This window comes from Sulfitobacter mediterraneus, from assembly GCF_003054325.1.
GTDB lineage: Bacteria > Pseudomonadota > Alphaproteobacteria > Rhodobacterales > Rhodobacteraceae > Sulfitobacter > Sulfitobacter mediterraneus.
The window spans coordinates 154597-169742 of record NZ_QBKU01000006.1; the positions used below are offsets into that span (position 1 = coordinate 154597).

Annotated in this window: 19 protein-coding genes and 1 tRNA gene; 4 read left to right on the forward strand and 16 right to left on the reverse strand. The window is 54.5% G+C overall.

Features of this window, described 5'->3' with window-relative positions; all coding sequences use genetic code 11:
- Nucleotides 1-35: 35 nt before the first annotated feature.
- From C8N31_RS11565 to C8N31_RS11605, 10 genes are all read right to left on the reverse strand, one after another.
- A complete protein-coding gene (locus tag C8N31_RS11565; protein WP_025049627.1) occupies nt 36-428 on the reverse strand; it encodes a ketosteroid isomerase-related protein in 393 nt (130 codons plus the stop codon).
- Nucleotides 425-895, reverse strand: coding sequence for an arsenate-mycothiol transferase ArsC (locus tag C8N31_RS11570; RefSeq protein ID WP_025049626.1), 471 nt, complete (start codon nt 893-895; stop codon nt 425-427). Before C8N31_RS11570 ends, C8N31_RS11565 begins: the two co-directional genes overlap by 4 nt.
- Complete coding sequence (locus C8N31_RS11575) at nt 896-1375, reverse strand: UPF0262 family protein (protein ID WP_025049625.1); 480 nt, start codon at nt 1373-1375, stop codon at nt 896-898.
- A gap of 96 nt (nt 1376-1471) precedes the next feature.
- A complete protein-coding gene (gene hisD, locus C8N31_RS11580) occupies nt 1472-2773 on the reverse strand; it encodes a histidinol dehydrogenase (protein WP_025049624.1) in 1302 nt (433 codons plus the stop codon).
- A gap of 119 nt (nt 2774-2892) precedes the next feature.
- Nucleotides 2893-3225 carry a hypothetical protein gene (locus tag C8N31_RS11585; protein WP_025049623.1) on the reverse strand — a complete coding sequence of 111 codons (333 nt, stop codon included), beginning with the start codon at nt 3223-3225 and terminating at the stop codon, nt 2893-2895.
- Nucleotides 3226-3228: 3 nt separating this feature from the next.
- Nucleotides 3229-4272, reverse strand: coding sequence for a calcium-binding protein (locus C8N31_RS11590; RefSeq protein ID WP_025049622.1), 1044 nt, complete (start codon nt 4270-4272; stop codon nt 3229-3231).
- A complete protein-coding gene (locus C8N31_RS20220) occupies nt 4226-4624 on the reverse strand; it encodes a hypothetical protein (RefSeq protein WP_146173130.1) in 399 nt (132 codons plus the stop codon). The genes C8N31_RS11590 and C8N31_RS20220 overlap by 47 nt, the downstream gene beginning before the upstream one ends.
- A gap of 133 nt (nt 4625-4757) precedes the next feature.
- A complete protein-coding gene (locus C8N31_RS11595; protein WP_025049621.1) occupies nt 4758-5228 on the reverse strand; it encodes a DUF2948 family protein in 471 nt (156 codons plus the stop codon).
- Nucleotides 5228-6496, reverse strand: a complete 1269-nt coding sequence (gene murA / locus C8N31_RS11600) for a UDP-N-acetylglucosamine 1-carboxyvinyltransferase (protein ID WP_025049620.1) — start codon at nt 6494-6496, stop codon at nt 5228-5230. The genes C8N31_RS11595 and murA overlap by 1 nt, the downstream gene beginning before the upstream one ends.
- Before the next feature lies 1 nt (nt 6497).
- A complete protein-coding gene (locus C8N31_RS11605) occupies nt 6498-6683 on the reverse strand; it encodes a hypothetical protein (protein WP_025049619.1) in 186 nt (61 codons plus the stop codon).
- An 83-nt stretch (nt 6684-6766) separates the two neighbouring features.
- Here C8N31_RS11605 and C8N31_RS11610 point away from each other — a divergent pair.
- Nucleotides 6767-6841: transfer RNA gene (locus C8N31_RS11610), tRNA-Thr, on the forward strand.
- A gap of 392 nt (nt 6842-7233) precedes the next feature.
- Here C8N31_RS11610 and C8N31_RS11615 read toward each other — a convergent pair.
- Together C8N31_RS11615 and C8N31_RS11620 are read right to left on the reverse strand one after the other, a co-directional pair.
- Nucleotides 7234-7413, reverse strand: a complete 180-nt coding sequence (locus C8N31_RS11615) for a transposase (RefSeq protein ID WP_081785739.1) — start codon at nt 7411-7413, stop codon at nt 7234-7236.
- A gap of 82 nt (nt 7414-7495) precedes the next feature.
- Entirely contained in the window at nt 7496-8239 is a 744-nt protein-coding gene (locus tag C8N31_RS11620; protein WP_025049618.1) for a 1-(5-phosphoribosyl)-5-[(5-phosphoribosylamino)methylideneamino]imidazole-4-carboxamide isomerase, read from the reverse strand.
- Between the two features lie 315 nt (nt 8240-8554).
- Here C8N31_RS11620 and C8N31_RS11625 point away from each other — a divergent pair, with 315 nt between their 5' ends.
- Nucleotides 8555-9442: an adenylate/guanylate cyclase domain-containing protein gene (locus tag C8N31_RS11625; RefSeq protein ID WP_025049617.1), complete on the forward strand. Its 888-nt coding sequence runs from the start codon at nt 8555-8557 to the stop codon at nt 9440-9442.
- A gap of 12 nt (nt 9443-9454) precedes the next feature.
- On the opposite strand, the gene C8N31_RS11630 is transcribed toward C8N31_RS11625, so the two are convergent.
- The gene (locus C8N31_RS11630) at nt 9455-10669 is read right to left on the reverse strand and encodes an adenylate/guanylate cyclase domain-containing protein (RefSeq protein WP_025049616.1); all 1215 of its coding nucleotides are present in this window, start codon (nt 10667-10669) and stop codon (nt 9455-9457) included.
- A 233-nt stretch (nt 10670-10902) separates the two neighbouring features.
- On the opposite strand from C8N31_RS11630, the gene C8N31_RS11635 reads away from it, so the two are divergent.
- Both C8N31_RS11635 and C8N31_RS20475 read left to right on the forward strand, forming a co-directional pair.
- Nucleotides 10903-11445 (forward strand): flavodoxin domain-containing protein, encoded by a 543-nt coding sequence (locus C8N31_RS11635; RefSeq protein ID WP_025049615.1) that lies wholly within the window; start codon nt 10903-10905, stop codon nt 11443-11445.
- A gap of 318 nt (nt 11446-11763) precedes the next feature.
- Nucleotides 11764-12069, forward strand: coding sequence for a hypothetical protein (locus C8N31_RS20475; protein ID WP_025049614.1), 306 nt, complete (start codon nt 11764-11766; stop codon nt 12067-12069).
- 215 nt (nt 12070-12284) lie between these two features.
- Here C8N31_RS20475 and C8N31_RS11645 read toward each other — a convergent pair whose 3' ends face one another.
- The 3 genes from C8N31_RS11645 to C8N31_RS11660 form a co-directional block, all read right to left on the reverse strand.
- Nucleotides 12285-12953, reverse strand: a complete 669-nt coding sequence (locus C8N31_RS11645) for an SOS response-associated peptidase (RefSeq protein WP_025049613.1) — start codon at nt 12951-12953, stop codon at nt 12285-12287.
- A gap of 33 nt (nt 12954-12986) precedes the next feature.
- The gene (locus C8N31_RS11650) at nt 12987-13676 is read right to left on the reverse strand and encodes a hypothetical protein (protein ID WP_231476896.1); all 690 of its coding nucleotides are present in this window, start codon (nt 13674-13676) and stop codon (nt 12987-12989) included.
- Between the two features lie 936 nt (nt 13677-14612).
- Nucleotides 14613-14996, reverse strand: coding sequence for a YybH family protein (locus tag C8N31_RS11660; RefSeq protein WP_025049610.1), 384 nt, complete (start codon nt 14994-14996; stop codon nt 14613-14615).
- Nucleotides 14997-15146 lie beyond the last annotated feature (150 nt).

Here is a 15146-nt window from a genome sequence, read left to right on the forward strand (position 1 = left end):
CTCAGGTTAGGCGCATCGCCAGCGCCGATCAAGTGTCAGGAGACCTGCGCGATCCAATCGCTGAGGTTATATCGGGTGGTCACGCGGGTGATCTTGCCATCCGCCAGGTCAAAGAACGATCCGGCTGTCAGTTTGTAGGTCTGCCCCTTTGCCTCGGGCAGGCCATCGTCGGTGGCCAGATAGGTGCCGTTGACGACAAATTCCGCCGCCGCACGGGTGCCATCCTCGTTGTGGAAAATCACCATATCCGTGAGATTTTCACGATAACACCGGGTCATGTGGTCACAAAAACTGGCAAAGGCGGGTTTGCCGATACGGATGTCACCTTCGTTGACGTGATGGGCCACGTCATCGGACAAACAGGTCAACATGGCGTCGGTGTCGCCTGCGTTGAAAGCATCAAAATAGCGTTGAACAATATCAGTCATGAGAGGTCTTCTGCTTCTTTGGGGGGGCCGAACCGTTCGACCAGACGGCTGGCGATCTGGTCACGGGCGGCGCGAAATTGCACCAGCTTGGCATCGCGGGTTTCGCCCAAGCCCGTAGGATCAAGGATCGGCCAATACTCAACTTCGAGATGGAAAAATCGGGTCAGTTCAAGTGCGCGGCGCTGGCTCGCCGGGCTAAGCGCGATGACCAGATCGAAAGAGCTGAGATCATCACCCCATTGTTCCATCTCGTCAAAGCTGCGGGATCGGTGGCGGCTGAGCTCCACGTCCATCTCGGCACAGACCGCAATGGAAAAGCCGTCAATCTCAAGATCGTTCTTGACGCCAACCGACTGCACATAGGTATCGGTGCCATAGAACTTTTTCATGATCCCCTCGGCCATGGGGGACCGCACCGCGTTGTGATCGCAGCAAAAAAGCACCGATTGTGGCAAGCCTGAGATCATTCAACCGCCGAAATGCAGAACACAAATAAGCGTAAAGAGGCGGCGGGCGGTGTCAATGTCGATCTCTGCCTTGCCTTCCAGGCGTTCTTGCAACACGCGGCTGCCTTCGTTGTGGATACCGCGGCGGGCCATGTCGATGGTCTCGATCTGGCTCGGCGGCAGTTTCTTGACCGCATCGAAATAGCTTTCGCAGATCTGGAAGTAGTCTTTGACCACCTGCCGGAACGGCCCAAGCGACAGATGAAACTCCGCCGCCTTTTCTTCGGCCTCGGTGGCCACATCAAACACCAGCCGTTTGTCGCGGATCGACAGGCCAAGATGATAGGGGCCATCAGGCACAGCACGTTCTTCGCGCTGCGGCAGGACAAAGGTGTTGTCCTCCAGCAGATCAAACATCGCCACTTTGCGTTCCTGTTCAATCTCAGGCGTCGGCGGTGGCAGGTTCGCGTCATCAAGCGCGATATGGGTGATGCGGGTCATCCGGCGCATCCTTTTCTCAGATAATTACGAGGTTTGCATACGCCAGTGATCCTAGCGGCGCAATGGGCCGTAGCGGCGCACCATCGCCCCGCTGCGTCACCCGTTCAGTTTGCGCAGCCGTGCCGTGACCGACAGCCCATGTGCCTCAAGGCTTTCAGACTGCGCCAGACGCTCTGCCGCCGGGCCGATCTGGCGCAGCGCATCAGGGGTCATCCGCGCCAGTGTCGTGCGCTTCATAAAGTCCAGCACCGAGAGGCCGGAGGAGAACCGCGCAGACCGCGCCGTGGGCAAGACGTGGTTTGGCCCGCCGACATAATCGCCAATCGCCTCTGGCGTCCATTGGCCAAGAAAGATCGCGCCTGCATGGGTGATCTTGGCCGAAAGGGCATCTGGGTCCGCCACGCAAAGCTCAAGGTGTTCGGGGGCAATGCGGTTCGACAGTTCTGCCGCCACATTCAAATCCGGCACTGTGATAATCGCGCCATTGTCGCGCCAGCTTGCGCCCGCGATCTCGCGCCGTTCAAGGGTTTCGAGGCGCTTATCCACGGCGGCACTGACCGCTTTGCCAAAGGCGGGATCGGTCGTGATCAGGATGGATTGCGCGCTTTGGTCATGCTCGGCCTGGCTGAGCAAATCAAGGGCAATCCAGTCAGGATCATTATCGCCATCGGCGATCACCAAAATCTCGGAGGGTCCGGCGATCATGTCGATGCCCACCTTGCCGAAAACCCGCCGTTTGGCCGCCGCGACAAAGGCGTTGCCGGGGCCGGTGATCTTGTCCACGGGGGCGATGGTTTTGGTGCCATAGGCCAGTGCCGCCACCGCCTGCGCCCCGCCAATGCGGTAGATCTCGTCCACACCGGCGATCTGTGCCGCCAGCAGCACCAAGGGGTTCAACACGCCATCCGGTGTTGGCACCACCATCGCCAATCGCGGCACGCCTGCCACTTTGGCCGGAATGGCATTCATCAACACGGAAGAAGGATAACTGGCCAACCCGCCTGGCACATATAGCCCCGCCGCCGAAACAGGCGTCCAGCGCCAGCCAAGGGTCGCGCCCGCATCATCGGTCCATTCGGCGTCTTCCGGCAATTGCCGTTCGTGATAGGCGCGAATACGGGTCGCAGCCAGTTTAAGCGCGGCGCGGTCCTCCGCGTTCACGTCTGCTGCCGCAGCGGCTATCTCTGCCGCGCCGATGCGCAAGGTTTCCGGCGTTAAGGTGACCCGGTCAAACTTTTCCGTCAGTGCGATCACAGCCGTATCGCCCCGCGCACGCACATCGGCAATGATATCGGCAACAGTTGCGTCCACATCCGGGCTGTCTTCCCGCTTGGCCCCCAGCAGGGCGGCAAATGCGGCTTCGAAATCCGGTGCAGCGGCGTTCAGGGTCACGGGCATGGGCGGCAATGCTCCAACAGGGGCGCACCTGCCGGAAGGCTGGGCGCAATGAGGTTGGCTGCTGCTTAGCGGGAATGGTTTGGCGGCTCAAGCGGATGCATTGCCGCGCCTGCCGCTATTCACCCATCAAAGAGATCCCCGGCGAGCCCAACCATGGTGATGATCATCTCGCCGCTGTCTGCCTGCATGGCATCGCCGTGGATGTTGTCGATCATTGCTTTGGCTGTGTATACGCTGGCATCGGTACCATCCAGACCGGCAAAGATCGCTTCGGCCTTATCCAGATTGCTCATCCCTTTTACGGCTGAGTAGTACAGCCCCAGATCAATTTTACCGTCCAAATAGGCGTGATCCAGCGCCCGTTGGGCGGTTTCTTCGGGGGTGTCTGCAGGATCGTCCCGTGGCACTGCACCTTTGATCAGCTCCAGCGCAAAGTTGCTGCGATCAACCAAGCCTTATTCGGCCATCTGAGACCAGAATTCCAACCCACCCGGATCCAATGAGCGGTTCAGCACAGATTGTGCAATCGCCTCCAGATCGCTCACCGTCAGTGACAGATCCTCGTATTGATCGGCAAGCTCTTGCGAGGCTGACAGATGCCCGGCAAGGTTGTCCATGCTCATCCCTTCGGCAATCTTGCTACCCCAGAAATACAGCCCTTGCGCATCCGGTGCGCGATCAAGAACCGCGAGGTAATGCGCAGTGATTTCGCGGGCTTGGCTCTCGCTCAGTTCCAGCGCTGACAACAGCACGTCAGTGTTGATTGTGGCATTCGAGAATTCCAGAAATTCAATCCCGGTGAGTGTATCATTCCCCTCTCTATCCGAGGCACGGTCTGAAACAAGGATCGTTGGCTGCGGCTGGTAGGGCAAAATGTCGGGATCGGCAATAATTGCGAAGGAGCTTTGATCCGATGCGTTCGCTATGTTGTCTGGTTCGGAAGGCACAAAAACTGAAATTGTAAATTCGTCACTCTCCCCCGCAAAGACAGCAGTCTCGCCATCTCCGCCGGAAAGGCTGTCGTCGCCAGCGCCCCCGATGAGCCGGTTTTCTCCACGATAGGCAATAAGCGTGTCGTCGCCTTCACCACCAAACAACGTGTCATTGCCCTCAGCCGCGGTTATGTGGTCGTTTCCTGCATCGCCATGAAAAATACCGTCATTTGGTTTTGGGAAGTCCCAAACGATCACGTCGCCAACGATGAGGTCGTCCAATTCGGGGGATGCGTTTTCTTGCAGCGTAGATACTTGGTCATCGCCGGACGTGCCACCAAGATGATATATTGTCCAAGGATCTTCTTCCCGGATCACATCATCGCCATCATAGCCGCGAATGACCGGAGGTTCTTCGCTCTCCCAACTTGCACTGACCGTAATGTCATCATCACCGCCAAGGATGAGTTCATCCCAGAGGATGGCGCCATAGTCGAAACCGATGACGTTGCCATCGGGGTCAAACAAACCGTCGTTTTGTTCTTGGGCTGGAATTGAAGCGCTCACCCCGGTGATCTCGACCCAAGTCTCGGGGGGGGGCGACAATCACTTGTTGATCACCAGTAGTGATCAACTCTGACGTCTGATAAACCGTGCGCGCGCCAGTGATCGTTCCGGAAAGTTGGCCGTCTTCACTGTGATGAAAGTCGCCGTTGATCTCGGTGCGTAGGGCAGTGCCAAGCTCAATGGTGATCAACGTCTCGGAAAAAGAGAAGCTGCGGTAAGAAACCGAAAACGTTTTTCCGCCGACTTCTACATTTTGGGCCAAAAAATAATGTGTCGACCCGAAAGAGGGCAGCCCGTTTAGGGTGCGCCCTTCCAGAATTACTTGAGGACCATCAATGTGTACATTTGCCAAAATCGAAAACCATCTAATGCCAAAACCTTGCAGTGTTTAATGCACTGTAAAGCAATGCCTCAAGCCTACAATCAGAAAATGTCTAGATTGCCGCCAGTGCACTCTTAAAGGGTGCCCCCCCAAGCAGCCTTGATCATTCCGGATGGTCAGGCAATTTCTTTGAGGGCGCCACATAGGGACGCGTCACATCTTTGAGCGTGACCTCCAGCGCCTCGACCGCGAGACGGATCGCACCATCCCCTGCAAGGGTCAACAATACATGGCCCGAGGGCGCATCTGCCTCTTCAAACGTGATGTTGAGCACGGAGAGGATCACATCTGCATCGCCTTTTGGCACGCCTTGACTGGCCACCGATTGCACGTTCGAGAATAGCAGAACCGATTGCACCCGTTCCGGGGAGTGGCGTGTCTTGCCGTCATCTTCCCAGCGCACCCGGTTCAGCAGCAGAGCAAAGCGTTTGCCTTTGCTGTCCCATGTCATCTCGGAGGCCGGAAACACCGCATCTTGCGCCAGTGACGAGATCACCTCAAGATCCGCCCCATCCAGCGCACCAAGGTTCAACGGTGCCTCGCGGCCATCCTCAAATCGGGCGTCCATGCTCATCAGCTTTTGATCCGTTCAATATCCGCGCCCACGCCGCGCAATTTGGTGACCACGTGTTCATAGCCGCGATCCAGATGGTAAACGCGACTGACTGTCGTTTCCCCTTCGGCGGCCATACCCGCAAGGATCAAGGAAACAGAAGCCCGCAGATCTGTCGCCATCACCGGTGCGCCTTTCAGTTTGGACACACCTTTGACCGTCGCCGTGCCGCCGTGCACTTCGATGTCTGCGCCCATGCGGATCAATTCGGGCGCATGCATAAACCGGTTCTCAAATATCTTTTCCTCAAGCACCGATGTCCCATCCGCCGTGCACAGCAGGGCCATCATCTGTGCCTGCAAATCCGTTGGGAAGCCGGGGAAAGGTTCGGTGGTCACGTCAACAGCGCGGATCTGATCCTCGCGGCGTGTCACGCTCAGCCCGTTTTCGGTTTCGCTGACAGAAATCCCGGCCGCGTCCAGCTTTTCACAAAAAGCTGCCAGCAGGTCGATGCGCCCGCCCAATAGCTCAACTTCGCCGCCGCAGATCGCCGGGGCCAGCATATAGGTGCCCAGCTCAATCCGGTCAGTGACCACGCGATGTGTCGCGCCATGCAGGCGGTCCACACCCTGGATGGTCACGGTTGACGTGCCATCGCCGTCAATCTGAGCGCCCATCGCCCGCAGGCAATCGGCAAGGTCCACGATCTCGGGCTCGCGGGCGGCGTTGTTGATCACGGTTGTGCCTTTGGCCAGCGTTGCAGCCATCATGATGTTTTCGGTCGCTCCGACAGAGGCAAACGGAAAGTCGATGACCGCGCCTTTGAGTTTGCCACCATCCGCCTTGGCGTGCAGATATCCATCGCGCAGATCAATCTGTGCGCCCATTTTGGCCAGACCATCGGTGTGGATATCCATCGGACGCGCCCCAATGGCACAGCCGCCGGGTAAGGACACCTCTGCATGACCTTCACGCGCCAACAGCGGGCCAAGCACCAGATTGGAGGCGCGCATTTTGCGCACGATGTCATATTCCGCGCGGGTGTTGATCGGCCCATGGCTCGCCATCGCCAGAACTTTGCCCTCTTGCAGCGAGGTGACCTCAGCCCCAAGCGAGCTAAGCAGCTCTGTCATGGTGCGGATATCGCTCAACCGTGGCGCATTGGTCAGTGTCAAAGGCTCATCAGACAGCAAGGTCGCCGGCATCAATGCCAGACAGGCGTTTTTGGCCCCTGCAATCGGGATCTGCCCACTGAGTTTGCCGCCACCTCTGACCAGAATTGAATCCATGTTATCTGCTTTCCTGTTCGGAGCCATCCGGCCCGTTGCCTGTATCTGGCGCGGTCTCATCTTGTGTCTTGCGCGCCCGCGCCTGAGCTTTGCGCCGCCCCATATTGGCCTTAAGCGCGGCCTTCAACCGATCCTCGCGGATTTGCGCCTGTTTTGCCGGTTTTTGATCTGCGGGAGCCTTTGCCATGACGCTTGTCTAACGTAGCTGCACAAAGGCGTCCAGATTGGGGTTGCACCAATATTATTTTGCAGCTAATCACCCGCCACGATGCTGCTGTAGCTCAGAGGTAGAGCACTCCCTTGGTAAGGGAGAGGTCGAGAGTTCGATTCTCTCCAGCAGCACCACTAAACTGATATTTAGAAAACTGCATCAACAAGTTAGCAAATTAGAGTATTGATCAGTCCACCCTTTAGACCACCCTTATGAACGCATGTGCTGATGATTTAGGCATCGTCAGATCAAGTTTCAGTAAGGTTTATAGTCTTAGCAGCTTTGCTTAGACAACGTCTTGACTTCCGGTAGGCTCGAAATAGCCCTATCGGCCTTTTCGACCTATTTTGTGTCATTCAAGTCACCCAGAATTCTTACTTCTGGGCCTCCGGCAAACAAGGGGCGGTTTAGTTCAATGCCTAGTTCACTGAGACTCGCGCGCGAAGTACGCGGTGGCCTTTTTTAGGTGAGTACAATCCACGTTCACCCGCGCCAGCTCAGGTTTCGGGCGTTTGATCTCAGCAGCCTATTCCACCACCCCTGATCTGACATGTGGCGACTTCGCAAACTGCGACTTCCGCGTGCACAGCGACTTGGTACTGATCTCCAGCCGTTCAGCCACATCGCTGACCGCAAACCCACGCTCGACGACCTGCGCGACAGCGTCCTGCTTATACTCATCCGTAAATCGAAAGCCTATGCTCATTTCCGTCTCTCCTTGGTCCCAAAATTACCAAGCAAAATGTCAACAAATCTAGGGACAACTCAGCTAGGCTCGTTTTCTTTTGTTAGATAAATTCTGCGCGGCTTCCAATTTCGGGCCTTGTGACCATGAGAGCATCCTCTATTTCGATGCTTCGATCGAACAATGCCCGTCCGATCAATGCACCGGAGACCTGCGAAACAAAGTTCAACCGCGACAGATCATCAAGGGTACGGGTCAGCCCTCTGGCGATCACCGGTGAATTGGCCTCGCTCGCCAATTGGGAGATCAAGGCAACGCTGTCTTCGGCATCACCAATTTCCGCTCCGATGTCCGTCACAACAATTGCGGCAAACGGGTCGCTCTGGAACGCCTCTAGGAATGCCGATGGTGTGAACGCACTTTTCTCTTTCCAGCCGTCGCTGACCACATGGCCTTCAAACACGTCCATGGCGAGCACGACTTGATCAGGAAAGAGCTTGGCAGCCTCCTTTACCAGATCAGGCTGCCGCAATGCCAGCGTACCGACAACAACGCGCCCTACACCATGATCGACCCATTCTGCGATGCGCTCGATGCTTCGAAAACCGCCGCCCAACTGAACAGGGGTTCCAACGACGCGGATGATTTCCCGGATGAGATTGGTGTTCCGCTCATCGCCCGACATCGCATCAAAGTCGGTGATGTGCAGCCATTCTGCCCCCGCCTCGGCAAAGCTTTTGGCCTTTTCTATTGGGTCGATATGCCAAATCTGCGGCTCTTCTGTGCGTCCGCGAAACAAGCTGACGCAGCGACCTTCGAGCAGTTCAATCATGGGGTAAAGAATCATGGCAGGTTTCCTATCAAAGGGATTCTGTGGCTCAGGCCCACTACCCGTAGCTGTGGTTCGCGCTCAAAATCGTGAAGATAAACGACCAATATAGCAGAATTTGAGACAAAACTGAAATTTGCGAGCAATGCTCTCTCGCTCAGAAGCCTGAAATCGGCAATCCACATCCGTCGCTTTCGCTATCTGATCACCTAGGGTCTCAGGCTTGGAAATCGTTAATGTTGCTATTTCCGACGATGCAGCGGTATCCTCGAAAAATTACACTCGTTTCCTGCCCCGACAAACCTATCAATTGATTTCCGGTAACCTATTGCGATGCCATTTGCTTGCGTTCTGATATCCGACGTCACTGGCAGCACACAGCTTTATGAAGCTGTAGGCGATGCGCGGGCCTTGGAGCAGATCACGGATGTCCTGAGCAGAATGCGCCAGATCATTGAACAGCACGGCGGGCATTGCGTTAAATCGCAGGGTGACGATGTGCTGAGCTACTTCGACCAGTCCGACAGCGCGTTTCAGGCCGCGATAAAGATGATCCATGAAGATTGGCACGCAAATCTGTCAGTTCATGTTGGCATGTACGTGGGCGAAATCCTGACCCAGGACGGGGATATTTACGGCACGCCGGTGAACACAGCAGCCCGTTTGGCATCTATCGCCAAACCCGGGGAGATATTGCTAGGCGACGCCTGTTTTGACGGCTTGCTGCCACTATCAAGACAGCAATTGACGCTGATTGGTGAATTGCAGCTCAAGGGCAAACAAACCACGACAAGGGTCTATTCCTGCTCTGCCAGCGATGTATCTTTGCAGACGGCCACAGTTGTGAAACCCAAAAAAGCCCCAGCCAGCGACGCAGACTTTGCCCGTTTTGCCTATGCCGACAGAAGTTGGCAGATTGGCGAAGGCGAGAAACTGGCGATAGGGCGTGCCATCGACAATGACATCGTCATGGGCCACGCTTGGGTCTCGCGCAAACATGCGGTTGTTTCGATGCGGCAAGGGGAACTGGAATTCTCAGACATCAGCTCCACCGGGAGCGTCATTCAAACCGATGACGGCAAAGCGATCTCAATCCATCGAAGGACCACCCTGCTGAATGGCAGCGGTCTGATTTTTCTGGGGGCGGATGAAAAGGCCGAAAAAGCCAATGCGCTGTCTTTCGACACGAAGAAGATGAAGATCGAATATGCCTCGGACTAACTGGTCCGGATCTTAGCCTTCCGAAAAGACCGGGATCTTGCCAGCAAGCCCTTTCAGTTCGTAGGAGCCGCAGGTTTCAAAAGCTTCGTCACTCAGATGTTGGCAGATTTCCTCTGAAACCAAGATCGTTTTGCCCAATGTCCCACACATGTCGGCCAAGCGGCTGGCCAGATTAACGTCGCGACCGATAACAGTGTAGTCGAGCCGGGCACCGGAGCCGATGTTGCCGTATGCAACTTCGCCGAAATGCAGGGCGACACCTACGTCAAACTGTATCACTGCGCTCTTGCGCCGGCCCACAACAGCCTGAAGTCCCTGGCGGGCCGCGCGCAGTGCCTTGGCACAAGCCTTCGCATCATCCTGCCCGGCACGGAAAATGGCCAATACACCATCGCCGATGAATTTGAGAACCTCACCGCCATTTTTTTCGACAGCGGGAACCACGCAATCATAGTATTCATTTAGAAGGGCGGTCGCACTTTCGGCTGACAGATCAGAGGTCAACAGCGTGAATTCACGCATATCCGCAAACAGGATTGCAGATCTTAGTCGGGTCACTTCACCGCGACGCACATCGCCTGCAAGTATCCTCTCATGCGGCTCTTCGCCCACATACATCCGCGTGACCTCCTTCAAGATTCGGTGCATCACAAGGATTTCCTGACAGGCTTCGATTGCCGGAAAGGTTGCACGCAAAAGGGCGACATCCACGTCGCTAAAGCCGGCCTCCGCCTGCGTTGCAAAGGAGAAAATATTCTGCATTCCATTGGCCATGAGCGTCGGCGCACAGATGTAATCCGTTAGCCCGGCTTGTTTGAGTTCTGGGACGAGGTTGAAGTCTGTCTCCTGCAAGTTTTGAGGATTGAACCGAACCCACCGCCCTGTTTGATGCGCGAGGGCTGAGGGCGATGTCTCATATTCGGTTGACGCCGTTCCAATGTATGGAAAGACGTTTGAGATAGCTCCTCGCCCTTGCTCCCAAACCCGATAAGACGCCGAATTTATCGCGTGCAGGATGCGGACAATTGTCACGCATCGGTGTAATGGCAGCCCCGCAGATACAAGTTGTTCTGCCAATGCGGTGAGCGTGTCGTTTGCGTCGGTATTGAACCTGCCTTCTCCCAACATGTAGTCGCGAATGGAGACGGCTTTCTTGACCTTGGCTGGATCAAGCCGGCTCCAAGGGTCGTCCGCATTGGCCGGAAGAAGATATTGCGAATTTTTCATCTCACACCTCTGGGCATCGCTCAATGTTGGCTCTGTTCCCGGTCCCAAGCACCGAAGTATTGAGACACCCTAGCAGATGAACCGCAAACCGGCACACATGGTGCCCGAATAAACCGGCCGCATTGATCTAAAACAAAGCCCAGCCTCCTGAGAGGTGTAGAATTTATCTTGCAGGTCAGTTGAGCAGAGATGAACCTTGGCCATTTTGGTGAAGGAATGAGATGAGGTGCACAATGGAATTGCTCATTATTTACGAAACCGTCGAAGGACAAACCCGCAAGGTTGTCGACGCGGTGGAGCAGCAAATACGCGCAGAAGGGCATGGCGTGCGACTGTTCAATGCGTCGGACAGATTGGCGTCTATTTATTTTGAAGGTGTCGACAAGGTCATTTTGGCTGCTCCAGTGCATGAGCGCCGTCACCCGCAAGGCTTTGAAGTATTGGTTTCTGCCAGCCGAGAAGAACTGCAAGCCCTGCAAACCATGATTATTTCTGTCAGCCTAAAGGCTGCCTTTTCTGATGGGCTTGAAGAAGCTCAAGAATATCTGAACGAGATGGAAATGCGCACACGGTTCAAACCCAACCGTGAACTGCTGCTGGCAGGGGCAGTTCGCGCCAGCAGCTACGGCTATTTTGAAAGCCAAATTGTACAAAATGTGCTGTTGGATGGGCGGGAAGTCGATCTTGTGGATGGCGTTCGCGAGTTCACGGATTGGGACAAACTGCGTGCCGAGATCAGCGGGTTCCTAAGCATGAAACCAACTGGTGCCACATGAGATAGCATGGGCGGACGAAAACCTTTTCGATGACCGGGCGAGGTTGCTTAATGGCCCCGGTGATGAATCAAAGGCTTTTTGCCAATCCTTATAGTGGCAATATTGGGACAGGTTAGATCCCTATCAAAGACGTCGCCACAATGCTGACACAATTCCGCCGGACTATCGTTGCAGTCGCGAATTCCTACGAGCGCCAGACTAGTTGAATCTAGTAAAAAAGTAGGTTTTGACGACATCAAAGTCATAAAGGGGGGCATATAGTGACCTCTCTTCGTGTGCCCTTCTCTAATACCAAAAAAAACATGATAGGAGCTTGCTATGAACAAGCATAAATTCATCATTGTAACGGTAATCGGGCTCTCTCTAGCCGCAAGCATGACACAGGCAGCGACCTGCGCTCCTAGGGAAGCGTTGGTCAAAAAACTCGAGAAAAAGTACTCTGAAGAGCTGATAGCACGTGGACTTCAGTCTAGAACCTCACTTATGGAGGTTTTCGCCTCATCAAAGTCTGGAACGTATACGGTCCTGATAACCAATCCACTAGGTCTAAGCTGCGTTGTCAGTGCAGGTACCGATTGGCTGGTCGAGGATGCTAGCAAAAATGAGTTAGGCACGGCAGGGTAAGCAACCCCAAACTTCTATTTCCGTCCGCTACCATATCCACCTCTTACGGGAAGTATTCAACAGAGCTCTGCGCCATGCACCGCCGGGGCTTATGCAAAGGAAGCCGGTGTGGTTGAGCCGGGCTGCGCACGGCGAGGGCCGCGTGTGCCCTTCGAATGAATTTCGACTAGGGAAAGCCCACCCTTGGCATTCGAGTAAACAACCTAGCCTTGACACTAAGTGTTCGTTGTTAACGGTTCGGAGCGTAGACCTTCGCCGCTGCTGATAACTTGCAGCCGTTCTACTGGAAATGGTCGCAGCAGTTTGAAAGCGTCGTCTGCGTCACCTGTAAGCCATTCTTCAAAATTGTCCGGCGACAAAAGGACAGGCATCCGGTTGTGATATTTTGCCGCCAGTTCATTAGGTTTAGTTGTCACCATGCTAAAGTAGGTGCCGTCTATTTCTGTTTCGCCGACGTTGGCTTTTTGACGCTTCCAAATTCCGGCAAACGCAAAGCCTTCAGCTCCAGCCATGTTGAACCAATGAAAGGTAGCCGGATTGCGCCCTGTGGCTTCCGCATACGCAGTGCCGGGGATCAAACATCTACGGCTCTGATAGCTCGACCGCCACAAAGAGGCCTTTTGGATCTTATCATCGCGTGCGTTGTTCCAAGCCGCTGGCTTAAGCCACTTTCCCGTTTTTTTGCTCTTGTTGGGAGTCAGGAAACCCCAAGATGCCTTTACCAGTGACCTCTCGCCATTATCGAGGGTCACAATCGGCGCTATGTACTTTGGGTAGATGGCGGGCAAAGGCTTCGCATTGCCTAACAAATCGTGATTGGGCTGCACATCAAAGAGCTGGCGCATTGCTTCTTGCGGCATCTTATTGGCGTAAAGATTGCACATAATTCGAGCTTACATAGGATTTGCTTAGTTTGTCTATGAACCGAAGAAGGCTTCGCGTTCTTCCTTGCTGAACATGTGGCGATATTTGCTGAGAAATAGTTGGTTTGCTTGGCTTTCGCACCACTCAATCTCAAAATGTTTGCGTTGGTAAGTCCGTTGCCACATGCCCTTGGGCTTGGGGGCTATCAGATACGCGGTACCTGGTTCGCCGCCCAGCGCCATGCGAAGTTTGTTGGCACGGCGCAACATACGGTCATACCGCGCCTCTGATTGGCTGGCATAAGCAATTCTGTAGCAATGGCGGCATAGGAAGTAGCGTCCGCCTGCGAACAGCTTACCCACGCGAAGCCCGCAATGCCTGCCGTGCACTACGCCAGGACAAATAAAATAGGGACGCTTATTGCCGTAGTTGCACTCAACGTGGGTAATGCGGATGGTTTCGGTTGTCGCCTCCCAGTCACCGCCATAGGAGCGCACACGGTAATCTAGGACCACCCGACCTTCCTCGGCCTTGTAGTTTATCCGTCCAACTTCCTCACCATCGCGGGACCAGACCCAGTTGCCCCTTCTACCAGGGCGCAAACAACCGCCACGGTGCAGTCGGTTCACATCTAGCGATTTACAATGTTCCGCTTTCTGTTTGCTGCTAGGCCGTCCCGAGCCGTATCCGCCCATTGCGGTGCCTCCAGTTTTTTTTACGAAATCAATAGGCAACTTTATCATTTTCACAGGGTGAGTTTAGGGTATCCGATGGCAGATAGGAATCCCTCCGCTAGCAAATGCCCCTATTCTTAGGCTACCAGCGGCTTAGGAGCTTGGGAAGCTGCTTCACCTGCGGCCATCCTTTGCCACAACGGCACTTCGCTCTGCGCTCGAAGTCATGCAGCTTGATGCCGCTTGGTAGCTTGTCTGGTGTTAACTCGACGGTATGACCGCAAGACCAACACCGAACTTCAACGCTTGTCACGCCACGCGAGAATAGAAGAGGTTCAGGATGTTCGGACATGGGCTGGTTGTCAGCCGTTCCATCTTCGCTTGCAAGGCTGACCTGTCCTTAAGTTAGTTTCCAAAATGTATGAATTGTGGGTGCGGGCATTTGGCTTCCCGCGCCGGTCCCTGAGGTCATCAGTCTAAACTTTTGCATACCCTCTCCGTCTTTAGGCATCATAAGAGGGTTGCCGACACCAAGCAATGTTCTCTAATTGTTCCATATGAGCAGCAAGCTACCGCATAGATATGACGTCATCGACAGGGAGTTCCCGGTTCGGCTGGTCATCGAGAACCGCCCAGAGACCTATGAGATAACCCGCCAATGGTTGCAGGGAAATGTCGGCACAGGGAACTACGCCAGCAAGCCGCATCAGCTTTGGAACACTCGGGCTATGGCAGTTTACTTTCGCAGCTTGCATGATGCACTCATGTTCGTGGCAGGTTGTCCGCATGTCAAACTGGCTTGGGAAGGATACTCAGGAAGGGTTACATAGCTACCCGTGCTGATTTACCAGACAGCCCAATCCTGACTGAAACCATCGGATATCGCCTGTGAGCCCAAAAAGACATGGAAACTAATAATTGTTTTTGCGTCATTTGCGGATCAAAATTCCCAATCATCGCCAACCCTAAGTTTTCTATCCGCGACAATCTTATTGGTATGGAACCCTAGGTTTCATTCAGGCTGCAATGCGTAATTGCCCAGCTCCCGTCAGGCTGACGGGCAAGAATATTCATCGAGGAGCCGCTGCCAGTGGTTCCTTCACTAAATCGCGCAATACACCAACCAAGGTCGTCACTATGACCTGCACTTAACACGTTGATTTTCTTGTTCTCTGCACCGTCTTCAACCCATTCTTTGTGTGTCGCCTCGATGGCTTGGCGTCCAATGGCAGGTCGTCCAAAAGGCGAGTACAACTCAGCCTCAAGGCTATACACAGATGCGCAGCCAGCGGCATCGCCTTTGCGATAGAAGGATACGTATTGATCAAGCAATTGCTGACACTCTTCTCGAAAATTCATTACATTCCCCAAGCTGTCTAAACTGAGCATCCTTTTTGGAGAGCATTTGTCAACTGTTGCACCTTGCTCAGGTCACTTAGTCCGCAAACCGGAAGTCTAAGCAACTCTCACGTCTCAGCATCTTGTGCCAATACTCAAGCGTTCGCCCTAGACGCGAAGTGTTCAAAGTTGCCTAGAAAT

What these genes read in the sequence shown, in the direction of transcription:
- C8N31_RS11630 (WP_025049616.1), bottom strand. Translation starts at nt 10,669, where the DNA reads ATGAAAAATTCGCAATATCTTCTTCCGGCCAATGCGGACGACCCTTGG.
- C8N31_RS11645 (WP_025049613.1), bottom strand. Translation starts at nt 12,953, where the DNA reads ATGTGCAATCTTTACGCCAATAAGATGCCGCAAGAAGCAATGCGCCAG.
- C8N31_RS11635 (WP_025049615.1), top strand. Translation starts at nt 10,903, where the DNA reads ATGGAATTGCTCATTATTTACGAAACCGTCGAAGGACAAACCCGCAAG.
- C8N31_RS11565 (WP_025049627.1), bottom strand. Translation starts at nt 428, where the DNA reads ATGACTGATATTGTTCAACGCTATTTTGATGCTTTCAACGCAGGCGAC.
- C8N31_RS11620 (WP_025049618.1), bottom strand. Translation starts at nt 8,239, where the DNA reads ATGATTCTTTACCCCATGATTGAACTGCTCGAAGGTCGCTGCGTCAGC.
- C8N31_RS11595 (WP_025049621.1), bottom strand. Translation starts at nt 5,228, where the DNA reads ATGAGCATGGACGCCCGATTTGAGGATGGCCGCGAGGCACCGTTGAAC.
- C8N31_RS11605 (WP_025049619.1), bottom strand. Translation starts at nt 6,683, where the DNA reads ATGGCAAAGGCTCCCGCAGATCAAAAACCGGCAAAACAGGCGCAAATC.
- C8N31_RS11660 (WP_025049610.1), bottom strand. Translation starts at nt 14,996, where the DNA reads ATGCTCAGTTTAGACAGCTTGGGGAATGTAATGAATTTTCGAGAAGAG.
- C8N31_RS11575 (WP_025049625.1), bottom strand. Translation starts at nt 1,375, where the DNA reads ATGACCCGCATCACCCATATCGCGCTTGATGACGCGAACCTGCCACCG.
- C8N31_RS11615 (WP_081785739.1), bottom strand. Translation starts at nt 7,413, where the DNA reads ATGAGCATAGGCTTTCGATTTACGGATGAGTATAAGCAGGACGCTGTC.
- murA (WP_025049620.1), bottom strand. Translation starts at nt 6,496, where the DNA reads ATGGATTCAATTCTGGTCAGAGGTGGCGGCAAACTCAGTGGGCAGATC.
- C8N31_RS11650 (WP_231476896.1), bottom strand. Translation starts at nt 13,676, where the DNA reads ATGATAAAGTTGCCTATTGATTTCGTAAAAAAAACTGGAGGCACCGCA.
- C8N31_RS20475 (WP_025049614.1), top strand. Translation starts at nt 11,764, where the DNA reads ATGAACAAGCATAAATTCATCATTGTAACGGTAATCGGGCTCTCTCTA.
- hisD (WP_025049624.1), bottom strand. Translation starts at nt 2,773, where the DNA reads ATGCCCGTGACCCTGAACGCCGCTGCACCGGATTTCGAAGCCGCATTT.
- C8N31_RS11570 (WP_025049626.1), bottom strand. Translation starts at nt 895, where the DNA reads ATGATCTCAGGCTTGCCACAATCGGTGCTTTTTTGCTGCGATCACAAC.
- C8N31_RS11625 (WP_025049617.1), top strand. Translation starts at nt 8,555, where the DNA reads ATGCCATTTGCTTGCGTTCTGATATCCGACGTCACTGGCAGCACACAG.